Source organism: Streptomyces sp. NPDC016469 (assembly GCF_040632905.1).
In the GTDB taxonomy this organism is placed as follows: domain Bacteria; phylum Actinomycetota; class Actinomycetes; order Streptomycetales; family Streptomycetaceae; genus Streptomyces.
This window is the reverse complement of record NZ_JBEYCQ010000012.1, coordinates 71,337-89,814: the sequence shown is the minus strand read 5'-3', so window position 1 is coordinate 89,814 and position 18,478 is coordinate 71,337. Positions and strand designations below refer to the sequence as shown.

Sequence of the window (18,478 nt, the reverse complement as noted above, 5' to 3'; positions counted from 1 at the left end):
CGCCCCAGGCTACCGACGCGCCGGTACGGGCCGGAACCCGGGCCGCCGCAGCCGCCACCACCGGCGCGGACGCCCATGCGGGACCTCCCCCTCGGGGTCCGGCGGCGGCGGGTCCGCATAGGTCCGCGCGGTGAGCTCCGCCGCCAGGCCGACGCGGCCGGGGTGCACGCAGACCGGGGTGCGGGTCTCCACGGTGTACCGGAAGCCGTCAGCCGCGTCGAACGGCCAGTCCCGGCTGGGCCGGTCCGCGACGAGGAAGCCGGTGCGGGGCAGCCGCAGCGCGGGGCAGAACCAGCAGCACGGGTAGTCCGGCTCCGGGTCGATGAAGGGTGCCTCGGCGTCGTCGTCCATAGCCCCAGGAAGGTAGCGCACGACGCGTCGGCACCGCTCAGCCGGCGGCGGGCCGCCAGTCGTCCGGCCAGGGCACGGCGCGGGCGGCGGCCCCCGGCACGCCGAGACTGGCCCGTGCACGGTCGACATAACGGTCGCGGGCCCGCCGGAACTGCAGGTACGCCTGGTCCCAGTCCTGCTCGACCGCGGTCTCGACGCCCCGGGCCAGGGACTCCAGCCGCCACAGACAGTGGTCCACGGACTTGGACGCGGTGTTCGCCTCCGTGTCGCCGAGCAGGCCGAGCGTCTCCGAGAGCGCGGAGCGCCGCGACTCCAGCTGGCCCACCTCGGCCAGGACCTCGGGCGTCGCCTCCACGGGGATGGGGCCGGTCGTGAGTCCCCGCCCGGCGGCCAGCATCTGGTAGCGCGCCGCCAGCTCCTTGACCGCGTGGGCGTAGTCGGCGTAGGCGGTGAGGCGGCGTTCGTCCCACCGGACGGACTGCTGCCTGCGCCATCTCGTACGCTCGTTGGCGCCGGTCACCAGGAACGAGGTGACGGCCCCCAGGGCGACACCCGCGAGCGGCAGTATCTGTGCGGTCAGACTCACGAAGGCCCCCCGATCGGTCCTGTGCACGGCGGAAAGACCATAACGGGCCGGCGCGGCACCGGTCGCCGTACGGTGGATAATTCCCTGCGGTCTCCGGCCGCCTACGGGAACACTGTGCCGATGAGCGCACCTTCCCTCTCCCCTCCCCAGCGGCGTGCCCTCGCCCATGTCGCGGAGCTGGCGTCGGGTCCGGCGGCGGATCCGGACCTGCGCGTGACCCTCAACTTCCACCCGGACCGGATGCTGGACGGCACGCCGCTGCTGGAGGCGATGGCAGCGACCGGTGTCTACGCCTCGCAGTTCGTCACCGGCACGAGCAACGGCGGCCTGACGGCCCGTCCGGGCGGTGACCGGTGGCGCTGGGAGAGCAGGATGTTCGGCGGCGCGTACGACGGCGCACCGGCCGCGGAGCGGCCCGTGTACGGGGCGTTGAACTTCCGCCGGTACGCGGTCGGCGGGGCGCCGAGGTTCGGCTCGGCGCACTTCCGGCTGGGCATCGGGGCGCTGGAGCGTACGACCTTCTGCTATCCGGACAGCTCCGTCGAACCCACGGACTTCGGCGTCGTCGCGCGCATGAACCTGATCGCCCTCGCCCTGGCCGATGAGCAGGATGTCCTCGACGACTACATCGAGGCGCAGGTGCACGGGCCGGTCCGCCCGGACCGCCATGTGGAGGCGCTGGTCCTGGACCCCTGCTACCGGGGCACGGGTGTGGAGGCGGCCGCCGGGCTCCTGGGCTGTCCGGTGGAGTGGCACCCCGGGTTCCGCCTCACGGTGGATGAGCTGTGCCGGCACCCGGGCTACCGGGGGCAGGAGTATGTCGACCTGGGCGCGGCCATCGCCGAGGGCGGCGTCCTCGACCCCCGTATCGTCGGGGACGCGGCGCGCACGGGGCGCTTCGACCCGCAGGCGGTCAAGAAGGTGTGGCACTGCCTGGCACGCTTCGGCTTCCCGCACGAGGGCCCGGCCGCGGCCGTCACCGGGTCGTCGGCGGAGCCCGTGCCGGCCGGGAAGGACGGATGACCGGGCGGCCTGCCGTGCGGGGCTGGGTGTCCACATCCGCAGGGCGGCCGCCCCGGCCATGGAGCACGTGTACCCCGTGGGGTCGCGGCCAACGGTGGCGCGGGATTTCTTCTTCGGCTGAAAACGGTGGGAATGGTCTGCGTGTGACGGGGAATCCGATGATCGTCGTGAGCGACGCCCCTGCCCCGGCCGCCCCATCGGCCCGGGAGGGTCAGTTCAGTTGAGGAGGAGTTGGCTGTGCTGCTTCCCACGCCCGCAGACCTGCGTGCCGCGCTGTCCCGTTATGCCGACGCGGTGATCGAGGACGAGCGCCGTTCCACCCCGGAGAGCCTCCGGCAACGGGAGGACACCGCGTACACCCTGTGTGTCATGACGGGTGTCAGTGACGTGCGCGAGGCCCTGAGCACCGCCGACGCCCTTCTGAGCCGCGGCGCCCTCGCCGTGGAGGCCGGCCGGCCCGACCACTCGGGGGCCGTCCCCGTCTGAGGTACGCGCAGCGCGTGGATCCGGCCGTCGGCGCCCCGGGTGATCCGGGGTGCCGACGGCCGGACGTGTGACGGCACGGGGCCGCCGGAGCGTCAGGCCCCAGGGAGGAAAAGGCAGAACGGGTGGCCGTGGGGATCGCGGAGGACCCGTACGTCCTTCTGGGGCTGGAGCTCCTCCAGCTTCGCCCCCAGGGCGCAGGCCCGCTGCGTCTCCGCCTCCAGGTCGTCCACCTCCAGGTCCAGGTGCGCCTGCATCTGCTGGGTCCCCGGCAGTTGCGGCCACACCGGAGGCGTGTGGTCCGCTTCGAGCTGGAAGCTGAGGCTGGGGCGCTCTTGTTCGGGAGCCCGCAGCCGGACCCATTCGGGGTCCCGTTCGACCTCCTCCCAGCCGAGCAGGGCGCGGTAGAAATCAGCCAGGGCGGCGGGATCGGGCGTGCCGAGAACAAATGCACCGAGGTTCGTCGTCATGTCCCTCACGTTGCCGCGGTGCCCGCACCCATGCATCCGGGGGTATGGGAGCCGGGCCGCCGGGTACCCGTGGTTCCTCCCGCCGCGTACGAGGCCAGTGTGGCCGGCCGCGGCCGACCCGATGGAGGACTCGGTACCGGATGACGTTGGTGCACGGCATATACGCGGCCGCGGGGATCGGCATCCTGATGGCCGCCGTCCTTCCCCCGCTCGTCCGGCGGCGTCCCTTCTCGATACCCATGGTGTTCCTCGTAGCGGGTGCGGCGATCGCCCTGCTGCCGCTCGATGTGCCCGTCGTGGACCCCGTACGGGACCGGGCATGGGTCGAGCACGTGACGGAAGTCTGCGTGATCGTCTCGCTGATGGGGGCCGGGCTCGCGATCGACCGGCCCTTCGGATGGCGTACCTGGGCGGGGGCCTGGCGCTTCCTGGGACTTGCCCTGCCGCTCACCGTCGCCGGTGTGGCGCTGCTCGGCGTGTGGCTCATGGGCTGGCCGCCGGCGGTGGCCCTGCTGCTGGCAGGCGCGCTGGCGCCGACCGATCCGGTGCTGGCGGCGGAGGTGCGGGTCGGGGAGCCGACCAGCGGGGACGACGAGGAGGACGAGGAGGAGGTGCGGTTCACGCTGACCTCGGAGGCCGGTCTCAACGACGGGCTCGCGATGCCGTTCGTGCTGGCCGCCGTGGCGCTGGCGGCGACGGCGGGCGACGGCTGGTCGGCGGGATGGATCGGCCACTGGCTGCTGGCCGACGTGCTGGTGCGGGCGGCGGTCGGACTGGTCGCGGGGGTGGCGGTGGGGCGGCTGCTCGGCCGGCTGTTCTTCCGCTCCCGGCACGTGCGCCTCTCGCAGCAGATGGAGGGCTTCACCGCGCTCGGTGCCACGTTCACCGCCTACGGGCTGACCGAGCTGCTCCACGGGTACGGATTCCTCGCGGTGTTCGTCGCGGCGTGCACCATCCGGGCCGCCGAACGCAGTCACGGCTACCACCAGGTGCTGCACGGTTTCAGCGAACAGATCGAGCGGCTGCTGACCGCCGTGCTGCTGTTCCTGCTGGGCGGATATCTGGTCGCCGGCGGGCTGGCGGACCTCCCGTGGCAGGGGGCGCTCCTCGGCCTCGCCCTCATCCTGGTGATCCGCCCGGCCGCCGGTGCCGCCGCCCAGCTGGGATTCCCGGCCGGGCGGCGCGAGCGGGCGGTCACGGCCCTGTTCGGCATCCGGGGCATCGGCTCGCTCTTCTACCTGGCGTACGCGCTCGGCGAGGGGCCCTTCACGCCGTACGCGGACGAGCTGTGGGCGGTCGCGGGGTTCACGGTCCTGGTCTCCGTGCTCCTGCACGGGGCGACGGCGACCCCGGTCATCCGGCGCCTGGACCGGCGGGAGGCCGCCCGGGGCGGACGGTCTCCACACTGAGCACCGGGTTCAGGGGCTCCACCAGCTCCGCCGTCGCGACGGCCACCAGGTACGCGGGCGGCCGGCCGTCCAGCGGGGCGCGCACGTACGCGATGGCCGCCGCGGGCGACAGGTCCTCATTTTCGGCGCACCGCCGCTACCCGCTCGATCACCCCCGGGCCTTCCGTAGGGACCGGCATGCCGTCTACTCGGTCCGCAGGGCCACCGCGGTGCGGGCCCTGGCGGCCCAGCCCGCGGGGAGCAGCGCGCCCAGGGTGGCGATGACGAGGCCGCCGAGTACGAGCGGGAGCAGCCCGGCCGGTGGATAGACCGCGAGGACGGAGTCGGGGAGGCGCAGCCCCACGCTCTCCCCCATCGCGGGGAGTACGCGGCGGTGCAGGGCGATGCCGAGCGGGACGCCCAGACCGCCTGCGGCAAGGCCCGTGACGGCCACCGAGGTGAGGACCATGGTGACGGTCTGGCGGGGCGTCATACCGAGGGCCTTGTGGATGCCGATCTCCCGGACGCGCTCGCGGGTGTCGAGGAGCACTCCGTTGAGCACGCCGAGCGCGGCGACGGCGACGAGCATCAGCGTGAGGATCGCGGACAGGGCGTTGAGCGTCGCGACCATGTCGCCCCCTGCGCCCCGCCCGCCGGCCCTGGCCGTGGCACCCAGGGGTCGGAGGGTCTGGTCGAGCGCGTCGGCGTAGGCGCGCACGTCGGTACCCGGTGCGACCGCGATGTGGTGGCTGGTCTCCGTCAGATCCGGGTGGGCCGCCTCCAGGGTCACGGCGTCGGTAAAGACCTGCATGCCGTCGTTGCGCGGGTCCAGGACCTCGCCGACGATCCGTACGGTGACGGGCGCGCCCAGGCCGCCCAGGGTGAGGGTGTCGCCGATGCGGGTGCCTGTGGCGGTGAGGAACGGGGACGGGACGGCGGCCTCACCGGGCCGGGCGATCCAGCGGCCGGCGACCATGGTGTAGCCGCCCCAGGACGCGTCGCCGGTGAAGGCTACGACGTCCGTGGTGCCGGTGAGCCCGTCCACCGTGGCGCGGACCGTGGAGGCGCTGTAGTACTTCCCCGTGCCCGGCGCCGCCTCGATGGCCGCCGTCACGGCCACCGCGTCGGCCGCTTCGCGCCGCGCGGGCCGTTCGGCGCCCGGGGGCCCGAAGTCCGGCAGGGGCGCGGGCACGACGACGTCGGCGGCGTCGTGCGCCTTGGCGTGCATCACCTCGCCGAGGGAGGCGGCCATCCCCACGGTGAACGTGACGGCGACGGTGCCGAACAGGATCGCGGTGCCCATGGCCAGCGCGCGGGCGGGCCGGGCGAAAGGCCGGACCAGGCCGAGCGCGACGGGCTGCGGCAGCGGCAGGCGTCCGGCGAGGCGGGCCGCCCACCGGCCGCGCGCCACCGACGCCGTGCGCCCCACGGCGAGCGCGTCGACCGTACGCAGCCGGCCCGCCCTCCAGGCGGCGGCCCACGCGGTCGCCGACACGAGGCCGAGCGCCCCGGCGATCACCACCGCGTCAACCCAGGGGGCGACGGCCAGGGACGCGGTGCCGTACGCCTCTTCGGTCTCGGCCATCACGGGGACGGCGAGCAGGTGTCCCACGACGATACCGAGGACGGTGCCGGCGGACGCGGGGATCAGCGCCTGGCCGACGTACGCCCGTACGACCTGGGCGGGGGCGAAGCCGACGGCCTTGAGGATGCCGATGCGACGCGTCCCCGTACCGACGGCGGAGGCGACGACGTTTCCGACGGTGAGGACCGACATCACCAGGCCCAGGGCGCCGAACGCGAAGAGGAAGGGAACATACAGGGCGGTGTCCTGCTCGGCGTTCTTCCTGACGGTCAGCCAGGACTGCTCACCGGTGGCGGCTGTGGTGGGCAGGGATGCCTTGACGCTCCTGCCGCCGGCGGAGATCCGCGCGGCGGTGTCCGCCTCGGTGAACCTGTAGAGCATCTGGTACCCACCGTCGCCGTGCGGCGTCAGGGCCGGCATCTGGGCGGGGACCACCCAGGCGTCGGAGGTCCCGGTGACCGAGCGGGCGACGCCGACGACGGTCAGCGCGCGGTCGCCGGTCGGTCCGGTGAAACGGACCTCCTTGCCCAGGACGGGGAAGAGGGAGGAGCCGGCGGAGAGGACGATCTCGCCGGGGCGCGCGGCCCAGCGGCCCTCCGTCAGGGTCACCCGGTCCACGTCGCCGCCCGGGTCCGCCCGGCCCGTCACGGTCATGGGCCAGCCGGGACCGGTCGCGTCGGCGCGCGGGGTGACCGTCGCGGTGCGGAAGGGGCCCGCCGCCGCGCGTACACCGCCGGCGTGCGCGCTCCCCGCCAACCGCGCGGCGCTCGCCTTGTCCGCGTCGAACCGCACGGACAGGTGGGCGCCGTGCTGCCGGGCGAACGCGTCGTCGAAGGGGGCGCCGGAGACCACCAGCAGCGATCCGGCGAGTACGGACGCGGCCACGGCCATCATCGCGGCGAGTCCGATGACCAGCGTCTGCACGCGGCGCCGCCCCGCTCCGGAGCGAACCACCCGGCCGAGCGCGCTCATCGGACGGCCTCCGGGGCGACGGATCCCGAGGGCAGGTCGTGGGTGATGCGGCCGTCGGCGAGGCCGATCGTGCGGTGGGTGCAGGAGCGGGCGAGCGCGAGGTCGTGGGTCACGAGGACGACGGTCTGACCCTCGGCGTTGAGTTCGGTGAGCAGCCGGCTGACGTCCTGTCCGGCGGCGGAGTCGAGAGCCCCGGTCGGCTCGTCGGCCAGGAGCAGCGCCGGGCGGTTCATCAGCGCCCGGGCCACGGCGACGCGCTGGCGCTGGCCGCCGGAGAGCCGGCCGGGGTGGGCGCGGGCGTGCCGGTCGATGCCCAGCCGTTGGAGGAGTTCGGCCGCCCGGCGAGCCGCCTCGCCCCGCGACATCCCCGCGAGGCGGGCGGGCAGGGCGACGTTCTCGGCGACGGTCAGGTCGTCCAGCAGGTTGAAGAACTGGAAGACCATGCCGATCCGGGCGCGCCGGTACAGCGCAGACGCGGCCTCGCCGAGCCGGTCGACGCGCACGCCGTCGACGGTGACCGTGCCGGTGTCGGGGCGGTCGAGACCGGCGAGGAGGTTGAGAAGCGTCGACTTGCCGCTGCCGGAGGGGCCGAGGATCGCGACGGCCTCCCCCGGCAGCACGGTCAGCGATGCCTCGTGCAGGGCGGGCGGGCCGTCGTCGTAGCGACGGCTCACCTCGCGCAGTTCGATCAGCGGGGTGGTCATGGCGGGGCTCCTCGGTGATGTGCGGTCCGGTGTCGTGAACGCTAGGAGCGAACCGGGCCCGGGCGCGTCGGCCGCCCGGCCCCCTTCCCGGTCCGGCGCGGGGATGAGCGGCGCGCTCGTCGTCCCTGCGATGTAGGCGGGCGATGTACGCGCCGTCGCCGGAATGGGTACGGGGGCGGATTCCCCGGCATCCGCGCCGCCGGGACAATGCAACGGTGACGGACGTACGTACGAAGCTGGGCCGGCTGTGGGAGGACACGGTCCGGGCAGACGGCCCGCCGCCCCGTCCCACCGCGCGCGCCTGGCGGTTCGACGCGCTGGTGGCGCTGGTCCTGGGCGCCGCCACCGTGTACTACGGCGTGGACAACGCGGACAACGTGGTGGTGCGGGTGGTGGGCGGCACCGCCTATGCCCTGGAGCGCCCGTCCGGGACCGGCGGGATGGCCTTCATGGTGATGCTCGCGGCCGTCGCTTCGGGGGCCTTGGTGCTGCGCCGCCGCTACCCCCTGGCCGTACTGTGCGTGGTGACGGCCGCGACGCTGGCGACCCCGCAGAGCGTGATGCGCCTGACGTTCTACGCATTCGTGATCGCGGTGTACGGCGCCGCCGTGTACAGCCCGCACCGGGTGGTGACGCTCGCGGCGCTGCCGCTGTCGGTGGCGCTGGTCGGGACCTCCGGGAACTCGGTGACGCCGATCGTCCCCAACGAGTACATCGCGCTGCTGATCCTGATTCCGATGGCCGTGGCCGCCGTTGGCCTGCGGACGTGGAAGCTGCGGTCCGACGAGGGGCGGACACGGCTGTCCGTCCTGGAGCGGGAGCAGGAGGAGGCGCTGCGCCGCGCCGTGGAGCAGGAACGGGCCAGAATCGCCCGCGAGTTGCACGACGTCGTCACGCACAACGTCAGCGTGATGATCATCCAGGCGGGTGCCGCCCGCACGATCATGAAGTCCTCACCCGAACTGGCCGGCGAGGCGCTGCTCGCGGTGGAGGCGGGCGGCCGGGCGGCGATGACCGAACTGCGCCATGTGGTGGGCCTGTTGACCACGACCACCGAGGACGGAGAGACGGGTCCCGATGCGGTGGTGCCGGCTCCGCAGCCGGGGCTCGACCAGCTGGATGTGCTCGTGGGGCGCGTCCGGGACGCGGGGCTTCCGGTCGGGCTGGCGGTGACGGGACGGGCCCGCCCGCTGCCACCCGGCATCGAACTCGCCGCGTACCGGGTCGTCCAGGAGGCCCTGACGAACACGGTGAAGCACGCCTCCGGCGCGTCGGCGGCGGTGTCCGTCGCGTACGGGTCCCGCAGGCTGCGGGTGGAGGTCACCGACACCGGCGGGCGACCGGGCGCCGGGGCCGGGAGCGGCCGGGGCCTGATCGGACTGCGTGAGCGGCTGGCCGTGCACGACGGAACCCTGAGCGCGGGGCCGCTGCCGGGCGGCGGTTACCGTGTGGAGGCCCTGATCCCCCTGGAGGCGCTGTGACCGAGCCGCCGCGTGTACTCATCGCCGACGACCAGACCCTGGTACGCACGGGCTTCCGGCTGATCCTCGGCGCGGACGGCATCGATGTCGTCGCCGAGGCCACGAATGGGGCGGAGGCGGTCGACGCGGTGCGCCGCACCCGGCCGGACGTGGTGCTGATGGATGTCCGGATGCCCGAGATGGACGGTCTGGAGGCCACCCGCCGCATCCTCACCGGGGCCGCCGAGCAGCCCCGCGTCATCATCCTGACCACCTTCGACCTCGACCGTTATGTGTACGCGGCCCTGTCGGCCGGGGCCAGCGGCTTCCTGCTCAAGGACGTCACACCCGAGCAGCTGACGGCCGCGGTGCGCACCGTCCGCACCGGTGACGCACTCCTGGCACCCGCCATCACCCGACGCCTCGTGCAGCGGTTCACCCGGCGGGGCGGCGACGCCGACGCCCCGCACCGCGACCTCGCCGCGCTCACCCCGCGCGAACTGGAGGTCCTGGGCCTGCTCGCCCGGGGACTGAGCAACGCGGAACTCGCGGCGCGCCTGCAGCTGGCCGAGGCGACCGTGAAGACGCACGTCGCCCGCATCCTGGCCAAGCTGGGCCTCCGCGACCGGGTTCAGGCCGTCATCGTCGCGTACGAGACGGGGCTGATCAGCGTCGGAGAACAGGACGGGGACGGAGCAGAGGAAGACGGCTGACGGGCCCTAGGTCCAGGCGACGGCGACGTACTCAGGGATCAGTCCGGCTTCGGACACGATCACGCGGTCGAGGTAGAGACGTTGCAGGTCCTCGGGGCCGCGGTCCTCGATCTCCATGCCGAACAGCGTGACCAGCTCGTCGTGGGTCAGGAAGGACGCCTCTTCGGGGACCGACCGGCTGCGGAACCAGTCGCGCTGATCGGCCAGCACCTGGCTGCCGGCGGACGCGGCCGGCCAGTAGCTGACCGCGCTGACGGCGCACGTACCGAAACTCGCACCGAGGCCGGCCACCGCACGCGCGGTGTGCGCGGGCAGATAGAAGACCACACCCTCGGCCACGTAGGCCACAGGCCGCCCGTCGGCCCACTCGCGTACCAGGGAGGAGAGCTCCGCACGTGCCGCCGCGTTGTTGAGGTCCATCGGCAGGTGCCGTACGTCGCGCTCCGGCAGCACGCCCGCCGCCGTCAGCTCCGCCACACGCTCCCGCTTGGCCTCGGCCATGCCGGGGAGGTCGACCTCCAGCGCCCCCGCGAAGGGGAGGAGCCAGGGGTACGAGGAGAATCCGGCGCCGCAGTTCACGAGGACCGTGTCGGGGTCCTTGCGCACCTGGGCGGCCAGGGTGTCCGCGATGTATCTGCCACGCAGAGAGACGACCAGGTCGTCGTGTTCGTAGGTCACTTCGGCGTACTTGTTCCACAGCCCGCGTACGGCGGGCCGCTCCTGGTCGGGTATCCAGGCACCCGCGAAGGGGTCCTGGGAGAGATCGGGCCGCCGGGCCCGGGACTCGTTGACGAGGTAGGCGGTCGCCTCGACTCCACTGTGCATGGCTGTGTACTCCCGGGGTCACGGAGGGCCTTGTCCCCCGCGATCGAAGTTCACACCGCCTCCACATACAACTAAGCTCTGGCAAAGGACAGTTGACGTGTCCTTCCCCTCAGGGCCGACCCACCCGCCCCGCCGTGCGGCCCCTCAGGCCGTGTCCAGCATCGCCGGGCCCCAGGGGGCCGCGCCCGAGCCCTCCGCCCAGGCCGCGAGTGCGGTGCCGTCCACGCAGCGGATGCCGCACGCCTCCGCGTACTCCAGGGCGGGTGCGGTGAACTCGCTGGTCGTGACCACGGCGGCCAGTTGCGCGCCGTGGACCGTCCAGCAGGTGCCGCCGAAACGCTGGAGGTCCTGGGAGCCCACCTTGTGCTCGGGGCCGTACTGCTTGCACTGCACGACGACGCGGCGGCCGTCCGGGGCGGTGGCGAGGACGTCGGCACCCAAGTCGCCTGCTCCGCCGACCACTTCGACCTCCTGGCAGCCGTCCCGCTCGCACAGCGCGGCCACCGCCGCCTCGAAGCCGTCCGGATCGAGGGCGGTGAAGTCGGGTGCGGGGGGCGGGAGTACGGCGGTGAGCCCGTCGTGGGCCCCGGCGGGGGCGGGCAGGACCTCCGGGGCGGGAGCCGGTTCGGGGACGGCCTCCTCCCCGGCCGGCGGGACCATGCCCGCGCGGGCCGCCCGGCGCAGCTCACGGGCGCGGGGCATGGCCCGGAACAGGACGTAGAGCACGGGCAGGGCGAGCAGCGCCAGCAGCACGGCGGTGACCGGGTGGGCGCCGGCCCAGTGCGCGAAGCGGAGGAACAGCAGCGCCGCGGCGCCGATCAGGGCACCGGCGAGGGCGAGGGTGAGCAGGGGGCTCCGCAGTGCGTCCGTGCCCCGGGGGTGGGGCGTGACGCCTCTCGTTCTGCGTATCGGCACCGGCGTCTCCTTCGGCGGGTCGCGTATGTCGTCGTCCGCCATGTGCCCCGAGCCGCGCCTTCCATGATCAGCGAGCGGCGTCCGCGTTCAGGCGGCCCGGTACCGGTCGTGGATCTCGGGGCGCCGCTCGAAGCCCGCCGACACATACGCAGCGACGCCACCGGTGTTGGAGCCGGGGGTGCACACGAGCGCACTCGACGCGCCGAGTTCCCGGAGCGCCGCCGCCGCGGCCAGGGTGATCGCCCGGCCGTGGCCCCGGCGGCGGTGGTCCCGGTGCACGCCCATCGGTTCGAGGAACCCCGGCCGTCCCGGGCCGGCGGACCACACCGTCACCGTCGCCACCGGGTGGCCCCGCTCGTCGCGCCCGAGCAGGCAGCGGGCGTCGGTGAACAGCGCTCCCGCGGCCATGGCGTGCCACCGCGCCTCCGTGAACCGCGAGCCCGGGAACGCGGAGCGGTGGACGGCCGCCACCTGGTGGGCCCGGTCGGGACCGGCGACCTCGACCGCCAGATCCGGTGCGGGCACCGGCCCCGTCAGGTCGCGGCGCAGCGGCGTCCACGGCTCGTCGATGCCCCAGCCCCGCTCCCCCAGCACCTCCCGGACCAGCGCGTCCTGCGGCGCCTCGACGGCCGCCCTGCCCGTCGGCAGCACCCCGTGCGCGGGGCGGGACAGGTCGTCGGCCAGCCGTCGCGCGAGCTCTTCGTCCCGGCGGGCGTCGGGCGCGGTCGTCAGCCGGACCAGGCCGGGGCCGTCGAGCAGTCCGACGGCGAGGATCCGCCCGGCCCGGCTCCACGTCCTGACCGCTTCGGCGGCGGCCCGGGGGCCGTTGCGCCCGTACCAGCCGAGGTCGCCCGGGTGCAGTTGCATCGGGGCGCCCTCGGTCTGCCAGCCCCGCAGCGCGTCCGCCGCCGCGGTCGGTCCCCCGGTGTCCGTTGTGCCGAGTGCGATCGTCATGCCCCGATCCCACACCACCGCGCGGCCGGGCCGCATCCGGTTTCCGGGGCTGTTCCCGTACGTCAGTCCCGGAGCATGCCGGCCGGTGCGGCGGGGAGTTCGCCGCAGTCGTACGTGTAGAGCCAGGCCATGGCCTTCTCGTAGAAGAGGCGGATGCCGGCCGGCATCATCAGGTCCCGCGCCCAACGGCCGAGCGGACCCGCCGTCTTGGAGTCGCCGTTGCCCGCCGCCGCTTTGGCCATCCGGGCGAGCCGGTCCGAGCGCGCCGCGTCGTACGCCGAGAGGGCAGCCGGTACGGAGGTCTCCGTGCCGAGGGATCGCGCGAGCACGAGGGCGTCCTCCAGCGCCATCGACGCGCCCTGCCCGGCGCCCACGGGGTGGTCGGCGTCGCCGAGCAGGACGATGCGGTCGTTGTGCCGGACCGTCACCGCGTCGAGGGTGTGCGTCAGGGTGGGGCGGTGCAGTGCGGTGGTGGCGGCGAGAACGGCGGACGGCATCCGTTCGTGCCGGTAGAGGTCGTCGCCGCCGAGCCGGCCCCGCGGTACGTCTCCGAGCAGCTTGCCGGACCCGGCCCACATGCGCTGACGCGGTACGTCGACACCCGCGCGCCGTACCTGTTCCAGGACGCCGAGGGCACGCAGCACCCGTAGCCCGTTGGACGCGAGGCTCAGGAAGGAGCCGACCCGGCCCGCCGTTCGGCGTACGCCGCCATGGGGGCGATGGTCTCGCAGCTCGCTTTCGCGGTGACGACGGCGGGGCCCGGACGGCCGGAGGTCTCCGACGAGGAGATCATCGACACGCTGACCCGGCTGCTGCTGCACGGACTGGCCGGACCCGCGTCCGCGACGCCGGGTCCGGCCTGAGGGGTGCGTCCGGGGGCGTTACGTCGCCTGGGACAGCGGCTTGGCGATGTCCTCGAGGGAGCGCTGCTCCGCGTCGACCGCGAGGAAGGCGGCGACCAGGCCCGCCGCGCACATCAGGGCCGCGCCGATGGAGAACGCGAGGGCGGTGTCGCCCGGGACGCCCGACTCGGTGAGGTCGGCGAAGATCAGGGGGCCGCTGATCCCGCCGGCCGCGGTACCGATCGCGTAGAAGAAGGCGATGGCCATCGCCCTGGTCTCCATGGGGAAGACCTCGGAGACCGTGAGGTACGCGCTGCTCGCGCCGGCCGAGGCGAAGAACAGCACCACACACCAGCACGCGGTGAGGGTGTTGGCGGTCAGCGAGCCCCGGTCGAACAGCCAGGCCGTGACGAAGAGCAGGATGCCCGGCAGGATGTACGTGGTGGCGATCATGACGCGCCGGCCAATGGTGTCGAACAGCTTGCCCAGCACGAGCGGGCCGACGAAGTTGCCCGCCGCGATCACCGCGAAGTAGTAGCCGGTGTGGCCGCTCTGCACGTCGTAGAACTTGGTGAGGATCGCACCGAAGCCGAAGGTGATCGCGTTGTAGAGGAACGCCTGGCCGATGAAGAGGGAGAGGCCGAGCACCGCGCGCTTCGGGTAACTGCGGAAGACGGTCTTGGCGATGAGTCCGAATCCGATGCTCTTGCGCTGGTGGATCGTGATCTCGCCGGCCGGGGGCGGCAGCTTCTCGTGCTTCTCCTCCTCGACCTCCCGCTCGACCGAATCGACGAGCTTGTCGGCCTGCTCGCCGTGCCCGTGGATGAACTGCCAGCGCGGGCTCTCCGGGACGTGCCGGCGTACGAGGAGGATCACCAGGCCCAGGACGACGCCGAGCGCGAAGGTGAGGCGCCAGCCGAGGTCCTTGGGGAAGATGTCCGTGTTCAGCATGACGATCGACAGGAGTGCGCCGCCGACCGCGCCCAGCCAGTAGCTGCCGTTGATGATGAGGTCGACCCGGCCCCGGTACTTCGAGGGGATGAGTTCGTCGATGGCCGAGTTGATCGCCGCGTACTCGCCGCCGATGCCGAAGCCGGTGAGGAAGCGGAAGAGGAAGAACCACCAGGCGCTGAAGGACAGACCGGTCATGGCGGTCGCCGCGAGGTAGACCGCGAGCGTCACCATGAACAGCTTCTTGCGGCCGTAGCGGTCGGTGAGCCAGCCGAAGAACAGCGCCCCCGTACAGGCACCCGCCACATAGAGCGCGGCGGCGAGCCCGGTGACCTGGGCGGACGTGATGTCGAGGCCGGAACCGTCCTCCGACAGCCGGCCCGCGATGTTACCGACCGTCGTGACTTCGAGGCCGTCGAGAATCCACACCGTGCCGAGGCCGATGACGATCATCCAGTGCCAGCGCGACCACGGCAGCCGGTCGAGTCTGGCCGGGACGGCGGTGGTGACGGTACCGCGTCCGGAGTCCCCGGGCGCCGCCGCCTGGTCGCGCGTATCGCGCCCCCGGCCCCCTCCCCCAGGTGAGCGTTGTTCCCTGTCACCAGGTGTCTCCGATGCGGCGGGGGTCGTCACGGCTGCTACCTCCTCGTCGGGCCGGTGCGTCCTGCGGAGCCGCAGAGCATCCAATATCCGCCAGTTGCCCCGGCGCCGCCCCCGCACACGCGGCGACTCCGCCAGATGGGTCGCGCACACGGTCCACCGACGGTGCGCCGGACTGCGGACCACCCGTTCGCAGCAGCCACGGGAATAGAGCGGGCCCGGCGCTGTTGTCCCCGGCATGACTTCTGAGAAGCGTGAGACGTTCGGCCGGATCGGCATCTGGAGCGGCGCCCTGCACAGCTCGCGGGTGGACGCCGACGGGAAGAAGGCGATCGCCGAGGCGGTGGCCGAGATCGAGGCGCTGGGATACGGGACGCTGTGGCTCGGCGGCAGCCCCTCGCCCGACGACGCGGCCGCGATCGTCGACGCCACCCGGACCGTCACTGTCGCGACCGGCATCCTGAGCATCTGGAGCCACACCGCCGAGGAGGTGGCCGCCCGCATCGCCGCCATCGACGCGAGTGCCCGGGGACGCTTCGTCCTCGGGCTGGGTGTCAGCCACGACGCGCTGGTCCCCCAGTACGCGAAGCCGTACAGCGCGATGGTGGACTACCTCGACGCCCTGGACACCGCAGACCCGGCCGTGGGCGCCCGGCACCGGGTGCTGGCGGCGCTCGGCCCGAAGATGCTGAAGCTGGCGTCCGACCGGGCACTGGGCGCGCACCCCTATTTGGTCAGCGCCGCGCACACGGCGGAGGCGCGGCAGGCCCTCGGCCCGGACGCGCTGCTGGCGCCCGAGCTGTCCGTCGTGCTCGACACCGATCTCGACCGGGCCCGCGACACGGCGCGCGGGATGCTGGCGATGTACCTCAAGCTGCCCAACTACACCGGGAACCTGCTGCGCCTCGGCTTCACGGAGGACGACTTCGACGGCGGCGGCAGCGCGCGCCTGCTGGACGACCTCTTCGCGCTGGGCGACGCCGAGCGGGTGAAGGCGCGGACGCGCGAGTACGTGGACGCGGGCGCGGACCACGTGGCGCTCCAGGTGGTCACCGCGGACGGGGGCAGGACGGGGCTGCCGCTGGCCGAGTACCGCGAGCTCGCCGACGCGTTCGGCGACGAGCTGTAACCGAAACATCCGAGCCCCGGTCCGCGACCCCGTGGGCCGGGGCTCTTGCATGGGCGGAGCCGCCCTCGTACATTGTGAACATGTTCGGTGAACACGTTCACTCAACCCGTGCGGAGCAGAAGCGGCGGACCGCCGCCCGCGTCGTCCAGGCCGCCGCACAGCTCTTCCGCGAGCGGGGATTCCAGAGCACGACGGTGCGTCAGATCGCTGGCCGGGCCGGGGTTTCGGTGGGCGCGGTCATGGCGGTCGGGGACAAGGAGTCCCTGCTGAGCCTGGTGTACGACCAGGCCATCGCGGACCGGATTCCCGCCCCGCCCAGCCCCTCGAAGGCCGGGGCCGCACCGCCCGCCGTCGACTACCTGGCGCACTACTTCGACCCGTTCCTGGCCCTGTTCGCCGAGAACGACGACCTGGCCCGCGCCTACTTCCGGACCTTGGCCCGGGGCAGGCCGGAGAACGCCGCCCTGGGCTCGCTCCGGGCGCTCTCCGAGGACAACCTGGCGGCCGCGATGGTCGACGACGGGATGGACGAGGCGCGCGCCCGGCTCGGCGCACAGGTGATGTTCGCCGGTTATCTGGGGGAACTGATGCTGCTCGCCGGCGGAACCACCCAACCCCGGCAGACGGCGGCGAGGCTCAGGACCATCGCCGCCTTCGTCACCGCGCAGGAAGGGAACTGACCCATGTCACTCCTCGAACTCCCCTCCCCCGTATGGCCGGTGGTGGTTCTGCTCGTCATCCAGGCCGGTGACGCGGCGATGATGCTGCGCCCGCCGAAGTTCATCGTGGACTGCCTGGAGGGCGTACTGCTGCCGCGCGAGTGGTGGTGGGTGCTGACCACAGCCAAGACCGCCTCGGTCGTGGGTCTCGTCGTCGGCTTCCGGGTGCCCGGTGTGGCCATGACGACGACCGCGGCGATCGTGGTCTACTTCCTCGCGGCCGCCGCCGCACACCTCCGCGCGCGGGCCCTGAACGTGACCTTCTGGGTGAACTGCCTGGGCATGCTGGTGGTCTCACTGGCGGTGCTGGTGGGGTCCTTCGTACGGGTGTGACCCGGCCGGTCGCCGCGGTGTACGCGTGCACCGCGGCGACGGAGCCGTCGGTCAGGTGGTGTAGTCGGCGTTGACCCGGATGTAGTCGGCCGACAGGTCGCAGCCGTACACGGTCGCTTCACCCTCACCGATGCCGAGCGTGACGGCGATGTCCACCTCGTCCCGCCGCATGAGGTCCGCGAGCTTGCCCAAGGTGTCCGCCTCGGGCTCGTCGGGATACACCTCGACGTCACCGAACTTCACGGTGACGCGGGCCGGGACGATGTCGGTGTCGTCGGTGTTCTTGCCGATGGCCATGAGCACGCGCCCCCAGTTGGGATCCGCCCCGTGGACGGCGGTCTTGACCAGGGGCGAGTTGACCACACTCTTGGCGACGCGCTTGGCCTGCGCGTGGTCGCGGGCGCCGCTCACGGTGACGCGCAGGAGCTTGGTGGCCCCTTCGCCGTCGCTCGCGAGTTGCAGGGTGAGGTCCAGGCAGAGATCGGCCAGCGCGTCGGCGAAGCGCACGGTGTCGACCGGCCCGGCGGCTCCGTTGGCGATGACGGCCACGGTGTCGGATGTGGAGGTGTCGGTGTCGACGCTCAGACAGTTGAACGTACGGTCCACGGCCCCGCGCAGCGCGGCGTCCAGGTCGGCCGCCGGCACTTCGGCGTCCGTGAACACGTAGGCCAGCATCGTGGCCATGTTGGGCTCCAGCATGCCGACGCCCTTCGCCACGGCCACGATGCGCGCCTGCCCGACGGTGCGGGAGGCGGTCTTGGGGCGGGTGTCGGTGGTCATCATCGCGCGGGCCACGTCCTGGGGAGCGGCCGTGAACGCGGCGATGCCCCGCTCCGCGGTCCTCTCGAAGTGCGGAAGGATGGTGGACATCGGCAGGGGTCGGCCGATGACACCCGTGGAGCCGATGAGCACTTCGCCTTCGGGGACGCCGAGGATTCCGGCGACGCGCCGGACGACCTCGGCGGCGTTCTCCTCGCCCTGGCGGCCGGTCGCGACGTTGGCGTTCTGCGCCAGAGTGGTCACGGCGCGGAGACTGCGCCCTGCGGCGTGCCCGCGGCTGAGCAGCACGGCCGGGCCCGCGAAGAGGCTCTGGGTGAACACTGCGGCGCTGGTCGCCGGCCGGTCCGAGGCGACGATCGAGATGTCGTCGCCGTGCTCGCGCAACCCGCCGTGACCGGTGTACCCGCGAAAGCCGGTGGGCCAGGCCAGTTTGTCATTCATTGGGAATGCATGATCATGCGTCATGTCACATATCTTTGCAGCACGGAGGTCTGTGCGTCCACCCCATTTCACAGCCGGACAACCTTGGCGACGTCTCGCGAGTCCTCCCATGCGGGCCGGACAACTCGCAGGAGAGGGAGCCGTCATGGGCGCGAGAAGAGTCATGAGCACCGCCGGGGAGCACCTGCGGGAGTTCATCGTGGAGGCGGTCGGCGAAGCCGCGCTGACCGTCCTCGCCTGCATACTGCTCGGCA

General features: G+C 73.0%; 20 protein-coding genes. 9 read left to right on the top strand and 11 right to left on the bottom strand.

Going from position 1 to position 18,478, the window contains the following annotated elements; genetic code table 11:
• Window positions 1-9 precede the first annotated feature (9 nt).
• Both ABZ565_RS16015 and ABZ565_RS16010 read right to left on the bottom strand, forming a co-directional pair.
• The gene (locus ABZ565_RS16015; RefSeq protein ID WP_361026137.1) at window positions 10-351 is read right to left on the bottom strand and encodes a hypothetical protein; all 342 of its coding nucleotides are present in this window, start codon (window positions 349-351) and stop codon (window positions 10-12) included.
• A 37-nt stretch (window positions 352-388) separates the two neighbouring features.
• Window positions 389-937, bottom strand: a complete 549-nt coding sequence (locus ABZ565_RS16010; RefSeq protein WP_361026134.1) for a hypothetical protein — start codon at window positions 935-937, stop codon at window positions 389-391.
• Window positions 938-1,057: 120 nt separating this feature from the next.
• Between ABZ565_RS16010 and ABZ565_RS16005 the strand changes: the two genes are divergently transcribed.
• Both ABZ565_RS16005 and ABZ565_RS16000 read left to right on the top strand, forming a co-directional pair.
• Window positions 1,058-1,960, top strand: a complete 903-nt coding sequence (locus ABZ565_RS16005; protein ID WP_361026131.1) for a DUF3626 domain-containing protein — start codon at window positions 1,058-1,060, stop codon at window positions 1,958-1,960.
• A gap of 237 nt (window positions 1,961-2,197) precedes the next feature.
• Window positions 2,198-2,446, top strand: coding sequence for a DUF5133 domain-containing protein (locus ABZ565_RS16000; RefSeq protein WP_361026128.1), 249 nt, complete (start codon window positions 2,198-2,200; stop codon window positions 2,444-2,446).
• Window positions 2,447-2,538: 92 nt separating this feature from the next.
• Here the strand turns inward: ABZ565_RS16000 and ABZ565_RS15995 are convergent, their stop codons facing one another.
• Window positions 2,539-2,913 (bottom strand): VOC family protein, encoded by a 375-nt coding sequence (locus ABZ565_RS15995; protein WP_361026125.1) that lies wholly within the window; start codon window positions 2,911-2,913, stop codon window positions 2,539-2,541.
• A 140-nt stretch (window positions 2,914-3,053) separates the two neighbouring features.
• Between ABZ565_RS15995 and ABZ565_RS15990 the strand changes: the two genes are divergently transcribed.
• Window positions 3,054-4,322, top strand: coding sequence for a cation:proton antiporter (locus tag ABZ565_RS15990; RefSeq protein WP_361026122.1), 1,269 nt, complete (start codon window positions 3,054-3,056; stop codon window positions 4,320-4,322).
• Window positions 4,323-4,506: 184 nt separating this feature from the next.
• Here ABZ565_RS15990 and ABZ565_RS15985 read toward each other — a convergent pair whose 3' ends face one another.
• Both ABZ565_RS15985 and ABZ565_RS15980 read right to left on the bottom strand, forming a co-directional pair.
• Window positions 4,507-6,858, bottom strand: a complete 2,352-nt coding sequence (locus ABZ565_RS15985; protein WP_361026119.1) for an FtsX-like permease family protein — start codon at window positions 6,856-6,858, stop codon at window positions 4,507-4,509.
• Complete coding sequence (locus tag ABZ565_RS15980) at window positions 6,855-7,562, bottom strand: ABC transporter ATP-binding protein (RefSeq protein ID WP_361026116.1); 708 nt, start codon at window positions 7,560-7,562, stop codon at window positions 6,855-6,857. Before ABZ565_RS15980 ends, ABZ565_RS15985 begins: the two co-directional genes overlap by 4 nt.
• Before the next feature lie 245 nt (window positions 7,563-7,807).
• Here ABZ565_RS15980 and ABZ565_RS15975 point away from each other — a divergent pair, with 245 nt between their 5' ends.
• Both ABZ565_RS15975 and ABZ565_RS15970 read left to right on the top strand, forming a co-directional pair.
• Window positions 7,808-9,043, top strand: coding sequence for a histidine kinase (locus tag ABZ565_RS15975; protein WP_361026473.1), 1,236 nt, complete (start codon window positions 7,808-7,810; stop codon window positions 9,041-9,043).
• Window positions 9,040-9,735 (top strand): response regulator transcription factor, encoded by a 696-nt coding sequence (locus ABZ565_RS15970; RefSeq protein WP_361026113.1) that lies wholly within the window; start codon window positions 9,040-9,042, stop codon window positions 9,733-9,735. The genes ABZ565_RS15975 and ABZ565_RS15970 overlap by 4 nt, the downstream gene beginning before the upstream one ends.
• 6 nt (window positions 9,736-9,741) lie before the next feature.
• Here ABZ565_RS15970 and ABZ565_RS15965 read toward each other — a convergent pair whose 3' ends face one another.
• The 4 genes from ABZ565_RS15965 to ABZ565_RS15950 form a co-directional block, all read right to left on the bottom strand.
• Entirely contained in the window at window positions 9,742-10,560 is an 819-nt protein-coding gene (locus ABZ565_RS15965; RefSeq protein ID WP_361026110.1) for a class I SAM-dependent methyltransferase, read from the bottom strand.
• Window positions 10,561-10,704: 144 nt separating this feature from the next.
• Window positions 10,705-11,475 (bottom strand): restriction endonuclease, encoded by a 771-nt coding sequence (locus ABZ565_RS15960; RefSeq protein ID WP_361026107.1) that lies wholly within the window; start codon window positions 11,473-11,475, stop codon window positions 10,705-10,707.
• A gap of 87 nt (window positions 11,476-11,562) precedes the next feature.
• Entirely contained in the window at window positions 11,563-12,429 is an 867-nt protein-coding gene (locus tag ABZ565_RS15955; RefSeq protein WP_361026104.1) for a GNAT family N-acetyltransferase, read from the bottom strand.
• A 62-nt stretch (window positions 12,430-12,491) separates the two neighbouring features.
• On the bottom strand, window positions 12,492-13,073 hold the full coding sequence (locus tag ABZ565_RS15950; RefSeq protein ID WP_361026101.1) for a hypothetical protein: 582 nt from the start codon (window positions 13,071-13,073) through the stop codon (window positions 12,492-12,494).
• Window positions 13,074-13,148: 75 nt separating this feature from the next.
• On the opposite strand from ABZ565_RS15950, the gene ABZ565_RS15945 reads away from it, so the two are divergent.
• Window positions 13,149-13,292, top strand: a complete 144-nt coding sequence (locus ABZ565_RS15945; RefSeq protein WP_361026098.1) for a hypothetical protein — start codon at window positions 13,149-13,151, stop codon at window positions 13,290-13,292.
• Window positions 13,293-13,310: 18 nt separating this feature from the next.
• Here the strand turns inward: ABZ565_RS15945 and ABZ565_RS15940 are convergent, their stop codons facing one another.
• A complete protein-coding gene (locus ABZ565_RS15940; RefSeq protein ID WP_361026095.1) occupies window positions 13,311-14,855 on the bottom strand; it encodes an MFS transporter in 1,545 nt (514 codons plus the stop codon).
• Window positions 14,856-15,060: 205 nt separating this feature from the next.
• Here ABZ565_RS15940 and ABZ565_RS15935 point away from each other — a divergent pair, with 205 nt between their 5' ends.
• The 3 genes from ABZ565_RS15935 to ABZ565_RS15925 all read left to right on the top strand — a co-directional run bounded on the left by ABZ565_RS15935 (window position 15,061) and on the right by ABZ565_RS15925 (window position 17,003).
• On the top strand, window positions 15,061-15,951 hold the full coding sequence (locus ABZ565_RS15935; protein WP_361026092.1) for an LLM class F420-dependent oxidoreductase: 891 nt from the start codon (window positions 15,061-15,063) through the stop codon (window positions 15,949-15,951).
• Between the two features lie 80 nt (window positions 15,952-16,031).
• The gene (locus ABZ565_RS15930; RefSeq protein WP_361026089.1) at window positions 16,032-16,631 is read left to right on the top strand and encodes a TetR/AcrR family transcriptional regulator; all 600 of its coding nucleotides are present in this window, start codon (window positions 16,032-16,034) and stop codon (window positions 16,629-16,631) included.
• A gap of 3 nt (window positions 16,632-16,634) precedes the next feature.
• Window positions 16,635-17,003 (top strand): DoxX family protein, encoded by a 369-nt coding sequence (locus tag ABZ565_RS15925; protein ID WP_361026086.1) that lies wholly within the window; start codon window positions 16,635-16,637, stop codon window positions 17,001-17,003.
• A 51-nt stretch (window positions 17,004-17,054) separates the two neighbouring features.
• Here ABZ565_RS15925 and argJ read toward each other — a convergent pair whose 3' ends face one another.
• Window positions 17,055-18,224 carry a bifunctional glutamate N-acetyltransferase/amino-acid acetyltransferase ArgJ gene (argJ, locus tag ABZ565_RS15920; RefSeq protein WP_361026083.1) on the bottom strand — a complete coding sequence of 390 codons (1,170 nt, stop codon included), beginning with the start codon at window positions 18,222-18,224 and terminating at the stop codon, window positions 17,055-17,057.
• Window positions 18,225-18,478: the final 254 nt, after the last annotated feature.